The organism is Sphaerisporangium melleum, from assembly GCF_014646695.1.
Classification (GTDB): Bacteria; Actinomycetota; Actinomycetes; order Streptosporangiales; family Streptosporangiaceae; genus Sphaerisporangium; species Sphaerisporangium melleum.
The window spans coordinates 203,932-216,580 of sequence record NZ_BMNT01000002.1; the positions used below are offsets into that span (position 1 = coordinate 203,932).

Consider the following 12,649-nt stretch of genomic DNA (forward strand, 5'->3'; position numbering starts at 1 on the left):
GCCGGCTACGCCTGCGCCTCCCGGATCCGGACCGACCGGCACGCGCGCCCGCACAGGCCCGGTGCAAGGACCGGGTCCGGGCTGGCTCCCGGGGCGGGCCCGAGAAGACCGGCGGTACCTCGACGCCTTCCCGCCGGATACAGCGTCCGGATCAGAGCCGGCCCGCGCGGGGACCCGCCCGGGCAGGCCCGGGTGCGGGCGGGAGCCCGGGCCGGGGCGGCGGGGGTTACCAGGAGGTGCCGGTGATGCGTTCGTACGCCTCGATGTAGCGGGCGCGGGTGCGCTCGACGACCTCCTCGGGCAGCTCGGGCCCGGGGTCCTTCTTGTCCCATCCGGTGCCCGTGGCCCAGTCGCGGACGTACTGCTTGTCGAAGGCCAACTGCGGCCGGCCGGGCTCCCACTGCTCGGCGGGCCAGAAGCGCGAGGAGTCGGAGGTCAGCACCTCGTCCGCCAGCACGAGCGTGCCGTCGGCGGCCCGGCCGAACTCCAGCTTGGTGTCGGCGATGACGACGCCCCGCCCGGCCGCCAGCTCCGAGCCGCGCCGGTAGATCTCCAGGGTGAGACGGCGCAGCTCCTCGGCGGTCTCTGTGCCCTCCTGGGCCACGACGTCGGCGAAGGTGATGAACTCGTCGTGCGCGCCGAGCTGGGCCTTGGTGGTGGGGGTGAAGATGGGCTCGGGCAGCTTGGAGCCCTCCACCAGCCCCGGCGGCAGCGCCACGCCGGACACCGCGCCGCCCGCGCGGTACTCCTGCAGGCCGAGCCCGGCCAGGTAGCCGCGGGCGATGCACTCGACCTGCACCATGTCCAGCCGGCGGCAGCGCAGCGCGCGGCCCGCGAACTCCTCCGGCACGTCGGTGGCCGAGATGACGTGGTTGGGCACGATGTCGGCGAGCCGCTCGAACCACCACAGCGAGAGCCGGGTGAGGATCTTGCCCTTGTCGGGGATCGGCGTCGGCAGGATCACGTCGTACACCGAGATGCGGTCGGAGGCGACGAGGATGAGGTCCCCGCGGTCCTCGTAGACGTCCCGGACCTTCCCTGAGTGGAGGAGCTTCACCCTGCCCGCGCCCTGCTTCCTGTGCTCGACCTGCGATGACCGGCGGCGCCGGCCGCCGTCCGCCAGGTTACCCCCGCCACACCTCCCCACCCACGGCGGGCTCTCGCCGTCCGCGGGCCCGCCGGACGGCCGGACGGCTTCCGGGGGAACGGTCAGCGGGTGGCGCCGGTGAGCGCCTCGCCGGGGGCCGCCTGGTGGGCCGGGGCACGGCGGGCGGCGGGGACCAGCAGCGTCAGCGCGACGGTGACCGCCGCGCACGCCGCCAGCAGCAGGAAGGCGTACGTGAAGCCGGACTCCTGCGGCAGGCCGTCCGGCCGGGCGCCGGAGGCGATGACCGTCCCGACGACGGCGGTGCCGATCGAGCCGCCGATGGTGCGGATGTTGGCGTTCATGCCGCCCGCGACGCCGGTCTGGTGCGCCGGCACGCTGCGCACGATCAGGCCGGTCATCGCGGCGTAGGCCAGGCCGATGCCGATGCCGATGATGCCCTCGGCGAGCGCGATCTGCCACGGCCGGTCGTGGTAGGCGGCGAGCAGGAGGCAGGCGACCAGGCAGAGCACCGATCCCCACACGAGCTGGGCCTTGGCGCCGATGACCGGCGAGATGGGGCCGCTGAGGCCGCCGGCCACGGCCATCGTGACGAGCATGGGCAGCGTCATCAGCCCGGCCTCGGTGACGCTGGAGCCGAACCCGTATCCGGTGGCCGACGGGATCTGCACGAATATCGGCACGAAGGCCACCACCGAGAACATGCCCGCGCCGAAGAGCAGTGCCACCAGGTTGGTGGTCCACACCGCGGGGAGCCGCATCATGCGCATGTCCACCAGGGGCGCGCTCGATCGCGTTTCCACGGCGATCCACCCGGCGAACGCGAGCACGGCGAGGACGAGCAGCGTGATGACCGGGAGCGAGGTCCAGCCCCACGCCGCGCCGTTGCTGAGCGGGATCAGCAGGGCCACCAGCCATCCCGACAGCAGCGCCGCGGCCGGCCAGGCGACGCGGCCCTCGGTCCGGACGGGGGACCGTGGGATGTACCGGTGCGCGAGGACGGCGGTCGCGGCGACGACGACCATGGGGATCCAGAACAGCCACCGCCAGTTCAGCAGCTGGACGATGGGCCCGGCGATCAGGGTGCCGAGGCCGCCGCCCACCGCGAGGACGGCCGACAGCCCGCCGACCGCTCCGGACACCCGCTCGGGCGGGAACTCGTCGCGGATGATGCCGAACGACAGCGGGAACACCGCGCCCCCGAGGCCCTGGATCACCCGGCCGGCGATGAGCACTTCGATGGTGGGGGCGAGCGCGGCGACGAGGCTGCCCAGCGCGATCGCGCCCAGGGCGACGAGCAGCGTGCGGTCCTTGCCGAGCATGTCGCCGATCCGGCCGAGCAGCGGGGTGGCGACCGAGGCCGACACCAGCCACGCGGTCAGCACCCAGGTCACGGCGCTCTGGGTGGTGGCCAGGTCGTGCTGGATGGTGGGGAGCACCGGGCCGACCAGCGACTGCAGCATCGCGAACGACGCCGCGGCGGCCGACAGCACGGCGAAGGTCAGCCGATGTGAGGAGGTCTTGCCTGCCATGAGGGTCCTTCAGTGGGTCATCACGCGGGCACACGGGGTCGTACGCCGTGTGCCGTGCGTGGCGGGAGCGGGCGCGGCCGAGCCGCGGCGCGCGGTAAATTGGAGGGGAGCCTCCGCATCAGCGGAGCCGTACCGGAGGCACACCTCCACAATAGCGGAGGCATACCTCCGGTTCAACCGGGGTCACAGAGGAGGCCGAGCGTGACCGAGCAGGCGCCATCCGTCACCGGTGTCACCGTGCGCCGCCCGCAGCGCGCCGACGCCCGGCGCAACTTCGACGCCCTGCTCTGCGCCGCCCGCGAGGCGTTCGCCGAGCACGGCACCGGCGCCTCGCTGGAGGACATCGCGCGCCGCGCCGGAGTCGGCATCGGCACCCTGTACCGCAACTTCCCCACCCGCCAAGACCTCTTCGAGAGCGTGTACGTCGGCGAGGTGGAGGCACTGTGCCGCGCGTCGCAGCAGGTGAGCGGCATGCCGCCGTGGGAGGGCTTCGTCACCTGGCTGGGCGACTTCGCCTCCTTCGCCGCGACCAAACGCGCCATCTCCGAGGCGCTGAACCGCGACTCGGAGATGTTCCGCTCCTGCCGGCAGGCGATGTACGCCGCGGGTCAGCCGCTGTTCGCCCGCGCCCAGCAGGCCGGCCAGGCCCGTGCGGACGCCGATTTCGACGATGTCCTGCGCATGGTCGCGGGCCTGCTGTCCGCGGCCTTCGTGGACGACGAGCAGCGCGAGCGCGTCCTCGGCTTCGCCCTCGACGGCATCCGCGCCCAGCACACGGCCCCCACCCTCTGAGCCCGGCCGGCCCGGCCCTGTTCCCTCAGCGCGGTCGCGAGCCTCAGGATCACGACATTGCCGGTCGTGTCGGCGGTGAAGACCTGCCCGAGGCGGCATGGGCGGCCAGGCCCTTCCGGCGGCACCCCTGCTCGTGCCGCACCGGCGCCTCTGGCCGGACCACTAGGCCGGTGACGGTGACCGGGCGCCCCCCCGGAGGTTGCTATAGTGGGCAGCCCCTGACCTCTATCTGGGAGACGTGACATGGCAGGTGACGACGACATCTCCGGGTGATACCGGAAATACCGCCCGCGGGTTGAGCGCAGCAGCGCCCCTGCGTGGCCGTGCCGTCGTTCGTCCACCTCGTCCGCATCCGCTGGGCCGCCGCCCCGGCGTGCCCGCGTCGTCCTCAAGGTCTGTCACATGTCCGACGCGTTCATCGTCTGCTCCAGCCTCTCCTTCTCCTGGCCCGACGACACCTCCCTCTTCCAGGACCTCTCCTTCACCGTGGGCGCCGGCCGTACGGGCCTCGTCGCCCCGAACGGCGCCGGCAAGAGCACGCTGCTCAAGCTGATCGCCGGCGAGCTCCGGCCGCGCCACGGCTCCGTCACCGTCTCCGGCGTGCTCGGCTACCTCCCGCAGAGCCTGCCCCTGTCCGGCGACCTCACCGTGGCCGACGTGCTCGGCATCGCCCCGGTGATCAGGGCCCTGGACGCCATCGAGTCGGGGGACACCGGCGAGGAGCACTTCGCCGTCATCGGCGACGACTGGGACATCGAGGAGCGCACCCGCGCCCAGCTCGACCGTCTCGGCCTCGCCGATCTCCCGTTCACCCGGCGGCTGGACACGCTCAGCGGCGGCCAGGTCATCTCACTGGGGCTCGCCGCGCAGCTTCTGCGCCGGCCCGACGTCCTGCTGCTCGACGAGCCGACCAACAACCTCGACCTCGACGCCCGCCGCAAGCTCTACGACGTGCTGGACACCTGGAACGGCTGCCTGCTGCTGGTCAGCCACGACCGGACGCTGCTCGACCGCATGGACCGCATCGCCGAGCTCGACCGGGGCGAGCTGCGGTCCTACGGCGGCAACTTCACCGAGTACGAGGAGAGCGTCCGCGCCGCGCGCGAGGTGGCCGAGAAGAACATCCGCACCGCCGAGCAGGAGGTCAAGCGGGAGAAGCGCGAGATGCAGCAGGCCCGTGAGCGGGCGGCCCGCCGGGCGAGCAACGCGAGCCGCAACCTGAAGAACGCCGGCCTGCCCAAGATCTTCGCGGGCACGATGAAGCGCAACGCGCAGGAGTCCGCCGCGAAGGCCGACGAGACGCACGCCTCGCGGGTGAGCGATGCCAAGGCCCGGCTCGACGAGGCGAGCCGGGCGCTGCGCGACGACCAGAAGATCACGCTGGAGCTGCCCGGCACCAACGTCCCCGCCGGGCGCACGGTCTTCCTCGGCGAGCGGCTGCTGGTCCGCTACGGCGACCGGCCGCTGTTCGCGGGGGACGGCGTCGACCTGACGATCCGCGGGCCCGAACGCATCGCGCTGACCGGCCCGAACGGCGCGGGCAAGTCCACACTGCTGCGCCTGGTCAACGGCGACCTGACGCCCGACGGCGGTACGGTCAGGCGGGCCGAGGGCCGGGTCGCGTACCTGTCGCAACGGCTCGACCTGCTGGACCTCGACCGCACCGTGGCCGAGAACCTCGCCGCGTTCGCGCCGGCGATGCCCGAGGCGCAGCGGATGAACCTGCTGGCCCGGTTCCTGTTCCGCGGATCCCGCGTCCACCTGCCGGTCGGCGTGCTGTCCGGCGGCGAGCGGCTGCGCGCCACCCTGGCCTGCGTGCTGTGCGCCGAGCCGGCGCCGCAGTTGCTGCTGCTGGACGAGCCGACCAACAACCTCGACCTGGTCAGCGTGGGGCAGCTCGAAAGCGCGCTCTCCGCCTACGAGGGCGCGTTCGTGGTGGTCAGCCACGACGAGCGGTTCCTGGCCGAGATCAAGGTGGACCGCTGGCTCCGCCTGGCCGACGGCCGTCTGCTGGAGACCGCCGCCCCCGAGGCCGGCTGACCCACCCGCCGTCCCCGGGTCTTCGAACGGCGGACGGTCCTGCCCCGGGGGTTCATCCCCGGGGCAGGACCGTTCGAGGTCGCGGGCTCAGCCCACCGGGTTCCAGCCGTCGGAGCCGGCCAGGTAGCGCTGCGGGGTGTAGTTCGCGGCCTGCGCGTCGCTCAGCTGCGGCCGGTTGGTGTTCGTCCCCGCGCCCGCGCCGGTGTTCCGGTACTCGAAGAACCGGGCGTTCTTCCATGAGTTGCCGGACATGTCGGTCCAGGGCTGCGAGGTCTTGATCGTCGCGCTGAGCGACGACTCCCGGTAGAGCACCTGGGCGTCCGGCCCCCACGGCCGCCCGAGCTGGGTGGTGTTCCCGGTCGCCCCGGTGATCCGGGACCGGTAGATCAGGAAGCCGTACGTCTTGGCCGCCGGGGTGCGGGCCGCGGTGATCGGGGCGCCGGAGCTGCGCTTCTCGTAGATGTCGCAGTTGTCGATGACCAGAACGCCGTCGCCGAAGATGAAGTCGACGGTGCCCTCGATGTAGGAGTTGCGCACGTACGCGCGGACCGAATCGTTGATCAGGAAGGTGTCCTGGTCGCCGAGCAGGCGCACGTTCGTCAGGGTGGCGCGGTCCCCGGCGATGCGCAGCGCCACGGCCTGCTGCCCCTCGGAGGTGTTGTTCTCGGTGTAGTCGTTGGAGACGGTCAGGTTGGTCGCCGCGACGTCGCGGGCCGAGATGATCGCGGTGTAACTGCTGAACGTGCCCCCGCTGCTGGATGCCGACCGGTTGTTCACGATGACCGTGTTCGAGGGCGACGAGCCGAGCCCCTGCAGGGTGACGTAGGGCTTGTTGACCGTGACGATCTCGCGGTAGGTGCCCGGCTTGATGGTGATGACGACCCTGCTGGTGTTGTTCGCCGGGACCGCGTCGATCGCGGCCTGCACCGTCCGGTACCTCCCGGTGCCGTCGGCCGCCACCGTCGGCTGGCCGCCCGTCGGCGTGGGGCTCGGCGTCGGTGTCGGGGTGGGAGTGGGGGTGGGGGTCGGCGTGGGTGTCACCGTGGGAGTGGGCGAGGGCGTGGGGGTGGGGTCGGTGGTGGACCCGGTGCAGGCGGTGCCGTTCAGGGCGAACGACGCCGGAACCGGGTTGGCGCCGGTCCAGCTCCCGTTGAACCCGAACGAGGTGGACGCGCCGGTGCCGAGAGCGCCGTTGTAGGAGACGTTCGTCGCGGTGACCGCGCTCCCGCTCTGGGCGAAGGTCGCGTTCCAGCCCTGGACGATGGTCTGCCCGGCGCCGAACGACCACGTCAGCCGCCATGAGGAGATCGGATCGCCCAGATTGGTGATCGCGACCTCGGCGCCGAACCCGCCCGACCACTCCGAGGCGACCGTGTAGGTCACCCGGCAACCGGCGGCGGCCGACGCATGGGTGACCGAGACGACGGCGAGGAGGAACCCGGCGACCGGCGCGGTCACGGCCGCGACCGTCCGGCGTCCCGGCCACAGCGCCCGGGCGACGCCGCGGCACCGTCTCAGTAGTACCGCCGGCAGGAGTGACCGTGTCCGCATGGCGAAGCCCTTTCGTGGTCTGGGCGCTCCGTGGCCAGTCCATGGTCAGGCCCCATTCGGCCGGGAGAAAGTTTTCCGTCGCCACCTGAAGGCATTCGCACAGGTCGGTGGCGGCGATGTGCGGAGATTCGCTGAAAATTACAACGGACCCGCCCCGAAGTCCGGTAGGGCGTCCAGAAGTGACCACAGGTCCGGTCCCGTGACACCCTGTTTTTTCCGGTCCGGTGACAGATTGAGTTAGACCTATCCCAAAGGGAATGAGTTAGGCTCATCGCCATGGGGAATCCGGCCACCGGTCCTGCCGCCGAACAGGCTGAGTCCGGGCCTCGGCAGCGCGGGGCCACAATCGCCCAGGTGGCCGCCCAGGCCGGCGTCTCGATCACCACCGCGTGGAAGGTCGCCAACGGCCGCTCCGACGTCTCCCTCGGCACCCGGCGCAAGGTCCAGGCCGCGCTGATCGACCAGGGGTACCGCCCGCGCAGCAGGAACCCCCGCCGCACCCGGCTGATCGAGTTCGTCGTGCACGAGCTGGAGAGCGCCTGGGTGCTGGAGCTCGTCAAGGGCGTCCAGCAGGCGGCCCGCGCCAACCGCGCCGCGCTGGTGTTCTCCGAGCTGGAAGGGCGGGTCACCCCGCTGGACTCCTGGCTCACCGACGTCCTGGAACGCCACCCGCTGGCCGTCGTCTCCGCCTTCTCCGTGCCCCCCGAGGAGCACCGCAAGAGCCTGGCCGCGGCCGGCGTGCCCTTGGTGGCCATCGACCCGGTGACCGAGCTCGCCGACCGCACTCCCTCGGTGAGCGTCGCCAACTGGAACGGCGGCCTGGCCGCCACCCGGCACCTGCTCGCCCTCGGGCACCGGCGGATCGGCATGATCAGCGGCCCGCCGGACATCCTGTGCGGGCGCGCCCGCCTGGACGGCTACCGCGCCGCCCTCGACAGCGCGCAGGTCCCCGTCGACCCCGAGCTGATCCGGCACGGCGACTTCCTGGTCGGCGGCGGCCTGCGCGAGGCCCGCGCGCTGCTGGCTCTGGAACGTCCCCCCACGGCCGTGTTCGTCGGCAACGACATCCAGGCGCTGGGGGTCTACGAGGCGGCCCGGGAGGCGGGTCTGCGCATCCCCGCCGACCTCAGCGTCGTGGGCTTCGACGACCTGCCCCTGACCCCCTGGATGGGCCCGGCCCTCACCACGATCCGCCAGCCCCTGAGCGACATGGGCGCGGCCGCGCTCACCATGGCGCTGAACATCGCCAACGGCGAGCCGCCACCGCACAGCGAGCAGATCTTCCCGGCCGAGCTGGTCGTCCGCGCCAGCACCGCCCCACCGGCCTGACCCGATCAGCCCCCTACGCCAGCCGGCCCTCGCACGCCGTCCGGTCCGCTCAGACCTGCGGCCCCTGGAGCTGCACGCGAACAGCCCCCGAGCAGCAGGATGCGGGCTTCTCTCACGACGTGGATCTTGGGGCTAGAGTCTCCGGAATCAAGACATCGGCGCGGAGAAGTGGCATGTCGGCTATTGAGCAACTTGTGGTACCTGATCCCGAGCTGGCCGAGCGCCTGCGCAAGGGCATGGCCGAAGTCGAGACCCGGTTGCGCGAAACCGCCACGGACTCCCCCGATCCGCTGATCGGCCAGGCCGCCGGATATCTGCTGGACGCGGGCGGCAAGCGCTGGCGCCCGCTGCTGGTGCTGCTGGGAGCCCAGTTCGGCGATCCGGAGCGCGCTTCGGTGCTGGACGCGGCGGTGGTCGTGGAGCTGATCCACGCCGCCTCCCTCCACCACGACGACGTGATGGACGAGGCGCCGCTGAGGCACGGGGTGCCGAGCGCGCACCTGCGGTGGAACAACAAGATCGCGATCCTGGTGGGCGACCACCTCGTGGCCCGGGGAGCCACGCTCAGCGTGGACCTGGACGAGGCGGCGCGCCGTATGCAGGCCCAGGCGTTCGAGCGGCTGGTACGGGGCCAGGTCAGGGAGGTCGCGGGGCCCCGGCCCGGACAGGATCCGGTCGAGCACCACCTTGAGGTGGTCGGCGACAAGTCGGCGTCGCTGATCGCGCTGGCCGTACGGCTGGGCGGGATCTGCGCGGGCGCGGACGCCGCGACGGTGGCGGCGCTGGGCGAGTACGGCGAGGCCCTCGGCGTCGCGTTCCAGCTCTCCGACGACGTCATCGACATCGTGTCGGGCGCGGACCGGGCGGGCAAGGCTGCGGGGACCGACCTGCGGGCGGGGGTGATGACCCTGCCCGCCCTGCTGGCGGTCCGGGAGGGCGGGCGGCTGGGCGAGATCCTGGCCACGGGCCCGGTCGAGGACGCGGACCTGCGGGCCGAGGCGCTGGCCTTGCTGCGGTCCTCGCCGGGACTGGCCGCCGCCCGCGCGGAGGTGGCCCGGTACGCCGGCCGGGCACGCGCGGCCGCGCTCCGGCTCCCGGACGGCCCGGCCAGGCGGGTCCTGGAGCCGCTGTGCGACCTGGTGGCCTCCCGCTCGTCCTGACCGACCATCACCCGGACCGACCACCGGCCGGAGGTTCGCCGCCTGAGCCGACGCCGGGATGGACGAGGCCGGTCGGTGCCCCTTTCGCATTCGACCGTGTGCGATCGGCCACGACATGGCCGGCGGATTTCCGGCGCGGAACCCCGGGCCGCCGGAGCCGACCGCCCGGCCTGGCCGCCCGGGGCGCGGCCGGGCTCGCCGCGCCCCGGGCACGGCCGCGGACACCGTCAGGCATCGCGGCCAGGCCTGGCCGGGTCAGAGGTTGAGCGGGGTCTTCAGGTAGGAGCCGTCGATGTTGCCCGCCTTGTCGATGCTGCGCAGGTGCAGGGTCCAGGTCGCCGTCGAGCCGGTGGGCTTCATCCAGTAGAACGGCAGGCCGTACTTCTGGTACTGCGTCGGCTCGTCCGGGTCGCTGGACTCGATCGCCCACTCGATGCGCTCCACCCCGGCGCCTCCGCTGTCGGTGGCGCCGGCGTCGATGTGCACCCGCTTCCTGCCGTCGAGCTGGTCGTAGTCCAGGGTGACGGTGGTGTTGGGCGGCGTCTCGTCGTCGGCGGCGGAGCCGGTCACGGTGGGCAGCGGGTCCTCCGCGGGGCAGCCCGCGTCACAGGGCGTCACCGACACCCTGCTGACCGGAACGGTCACCCCCTCGCCATTGAGGGTGATGTGGTCGCCGGTGGCGATCAGGATCGGCGCGTAGGGGATCGTCGAGGTGATGACGCCGTTGACGTAGCTGCGCAGCCGGACGTAGACGTAGCCGAAGTCCGTGGCGGTGATGGTGGCCTTGGCCTTGCCCTGGGTGAGGAAGGCCGAGATGTGCTTGTAGGGCCCGGTGCCCGCGCCGTAGGTGCTGCCGGGGATGTCCTCCAGCTCGATCTCCGTCGACGGGTCGGTGAACCCGGTACGCCGGCCGGCGGCGTCGGTGAGCAGCAGGTTGACCGGCCCCCTGATCATGATCTCGGTCCCGGTCAGGCCGCCGGCGGCCGCGGCGGCCTGGACCGGCTCGGCCTCCTGCTTCTGGGGGGCCAGGGTGCCGGTCGGCCCATCACCCTGGATCGAGTTGACGGCCATGTCCATGACCTGCGCGGTGTTGGGCAGCGCCTGGTGCTTGACGCCGGGGTACTCCTCCGGCGTCCCGGTGTTGCCGCGCAGTTCGGGGGTGAGCCGGGCGGACCCGAGCGGCACCGTGCCGTCGCCCTGGTCGCTCCAGTTGATCGTCACGCCCTTGCCCTTGGTGCACTTCTTCCACCAGCCGTGCTTCTCGTCGCACTGCTCCTCGTCGACCTCGTCGAAGCTCACCGGGGTGGTGACGCCGGTGCCGACCAGGCGGGTGAGCCCGATCCTTCCGTCGACGGGGTCCCACCTATCGGCCGCCCGGTGCCACGCGCGCGCCTGGTCGATCAGCGCGAGGTTCTTGTCGCTGAGCATGTCGCGCACCTGGTCGGGGGTGAGCGGGCCGCCCGGGACGCGGTTGACCGGCGGCTGGACCACGTCGAAGTAGTCGTCGGAGGGCAGCAGTTCCAGGAAGCCCGGGAAGTTACGGGTGATCTTCGCGGCCTCGTTCCGGTTGATCAGGCACCGGGTGAGGATGTCGATCACGCACGGAGTCTTGTAGTGCATCACGCCCAGGGCCTTGGCGGCGCCCAGGTAGGGCGTGCCGATGGTGGCGATCCGGTTGATCTTGCCGAACGACCGCTGCATGCGGACGGCGGCCAGGGTCACCAACCCGCCCTGCGAGTGGGCGATGATGTTGACCCGCTCGGCGCCGGTGACCTGCCTGATCTCCTCGATCCGGTCCAGCAGCCTCCCGGCGTTGTCGTTCGCCGACTTGCGCCAGTCCACGGGGTTGAGGAAGAGGTTCTCACCCGGTTGCGGATTGTCGATGTCGCCCAGGACGTAGCCGTGACCCTGCAGGAGCGAGACGGCCTTGCTGTAGATCGGGACCGCGCCGAGGACGTTCATCAGGACCTCCGGCGCGTACACCCCGTTGCCGTTGGCGTCGGTCTTGCCGTCGTCGTTGAGCATGATGTTGTCCAGGTGCGCGTCGGTCGGGCTGAGCAGCTTGGAGCCGCCCGGCCACCACTCCGCCGTCTCGTCGACGAGCTTGCTGCCCAGGATGCCCGGCACGAAGACCACCGGCTTGGTGGCCGGTTTGGCCCCGCCCCCGCAGTCGGCCTCCTCGTCCTGGGTGTAGCGCAGGTTGCGCACCAGTGCCGCGGAGTCGTACACCGCGTCGTGCTGGTCGAAGATCGACAGGTACAGCTTGTGCGCGCCGCCGGTGATCGGGGTGGCCGCCCGCATCATGGGCGTGGCGCCGTCGTAGGTGCTGCCGGCCGCGGCCGAGGCGGTCATCGCCAGCCGGCCGGTGGTGTTGGTGGAGATGACGTTGCCCGAGGGGTCGTAGGCGAAGTTGTCCGGCGCCGAGATGGTGGAGTCGTTGGTCGCCCAGGTGGTCCGGTCCAGCTCGGCGACGAAGCCGTCGTTGTAGGCGGTCCGGACGAACTCGGGGAACTCCTCGGTGAGGTACTTCACCTCGAAGGTCAGGCAGCTGACCCCCGCGGGCACGTCCAGGTCCACCTGCAGCACGGTGACGTCGTAGGCGCTGTCGCCGCGTACCTTGCCGCCGCCGGAGTCGCGGCCGGAGGAGTGGAACTCGTTGGGCTGGGGGGCCAGCGTGGCGTCGCCGGTCGTCAGCAGGACCGAGGTGCCGGAGACTCCGGCCACCCCGACGGCCACGCCGTTGGTGCCGGAGGTGGGCGGGGTGGTGACGTACTTCGCGCCGGCCAGGCTGCTGTCGGGCACCAGCGCCCGGCCCAGAGCGAGGGCCGCGTCCGTGCCCGTGCCCACCGGGGTCACGCTGCCCGCGTCGACGTCCAGCGTGGTGACGCTCCGCGACTGGGCCTCGCGGGTCTGACGCGCTTTGGCGGCGCGTTCACGGGCGGTCTTGTCGCCGCCCGGGAAGCCGGGCGAGATCGTGTGCCGCTCCGGGGGCGGTGACGAAGACGGCGATGAGTCCGGTGGATTCGGTTCGCCGGAATCGGCGAAGGCGGGGACGCTCGCTCCGGTGCCTGCCAGCACGACGGCGAGCATGACCAACAAGAACCTGCGACGCATCGGATGCCTCCAGGCTGGGGTCGAGC

At 72.1% G+C, this 12,649-nt stretch carries 8 protein-coding genes; 4 read left to right on the forward strand and 4 right to left on the reverse strand.

Translation table 11 applies throughout. The features are described 5' to 3' along the window. Nucleotides 1–226 precede the first annotated feature (226 nt). Both IEY93_RS02695 and IEY93_RS02700 read right to left on the reverse strand, forming a co-directional pair. Nucleotides 227–1,057 carry a phosphoribosylaminoimidazolesuccinocarboxamide synthase gene (locus IEY93_RS02695; protein ID WP_189161311.1) on the reverse strand — a complete coding sequence of 277 codons (831 nt, stop codon included), beginning with the start codon at nt 1,055–1,057 and terminating at the stop codon, nt 227–229. Between the two features lie 152 nt (nt 1,058–1,209). Next, nucleotides 1,210–2,637 carry an MFS transporter gene (locus tag IEY93_RS02700; RefSeq protein WP_189161312.1) on the reverse strand — a complete coding sequence of 476 codons (1,428 nt, stop codon included), beginning with the start codon at nt 2,635–2,637 and terminating at the stop codon, nt 1,210–1,212. Nucleotides 2,638–2,838: 201 nt separating this feature from the next. On the opposite strand from IEY93_RS02700, the gene IEY93_RS02705 reads away from it, so the two are divergent. Then, complete coding sequence (locus tag IEY93_RS02705) at nt 2,839–3,429, forward strand: TetR/AcrR family transcriptional regulator (RefSeq protein WP_189161313.1); 591 nt, start codon at nt 2,839–2,841, stop codon at nt 3,427–3,429. Nucleotides 3,430–3,831: 402 nt separating this feature from the next. After that, nucleotides 3,832–5,469 (forward strand): ribosomal protection-like ABC-F family protein, encoded by a 1,638-nt coding sequence (abc-f, locus tag IEY93_RS02710; protein WP_189161314.1) that lies wholly within the window; start codon nt 3,832–3,834, stop codon nt 5,467–5,469. Nucleotides 5,470–5,556: 87 nt separating this feature from the next. Here abc-f and IEY93_RS02715 read toward each other — a convergent pair whose 3' ends face one another. Then, a complete protein-coding gene (locus IEY93_RS02715; protein WP_203968325.1) occupies nt 5,557–6,927 on the reverse strand; it encodes a pectinesterase family protein in 1,371 nt (456 codons plus the stop codon). A gap of 447 nt (nt 6,928–7,374) precedes the next feature. Between IEY93_RS02715 and IEY93_RS02720 the strand changes: the two genes are divergently transcribed. Both IEY93_RS02720 and IEY93_RS02725 read left to right on the forward strand, forming a co-directional pair. Beyond that, entirely contained in the window at nt 7,375–8,349 is a 975-nt protein-coding gene (locus IEY93_RS02720) for a substrate-binding domain-containing protein (RefSeq protein ID WP_229690797.1), read from the forward strand. Between the two features lie 173 nt (nt 8,350–8,522). Next, nucleotides 8,523–9,509 (forward strand): polyprenyl synthetase family protein, encoded by a 987-nt coding sequence (locus tag IEY93_RS02725; protein ID WP_189161317.1) that lies wholly within the window; start codon nt 8,523–8,525, stop codon nt 9,507–9,509. Nucleotides 9,510–9,764: 255 nt separating this feature from the next. Here IEY93_RS02725 and IEY93_RS02730 read toward each other — a convergent pair whose 3' ends face one another. Continuing rightward, entirely contained in the window at nt 9,765–12,623 is a 2,859-nt protein-coding gene (locus IEY93_RS02730) for a choice-of-anchor L domain-containing protein (protein WP_189161318.1), read from the reverse strand. Nucleotides 12,624–12,649 lie beyond the last annotated feature (26 nt).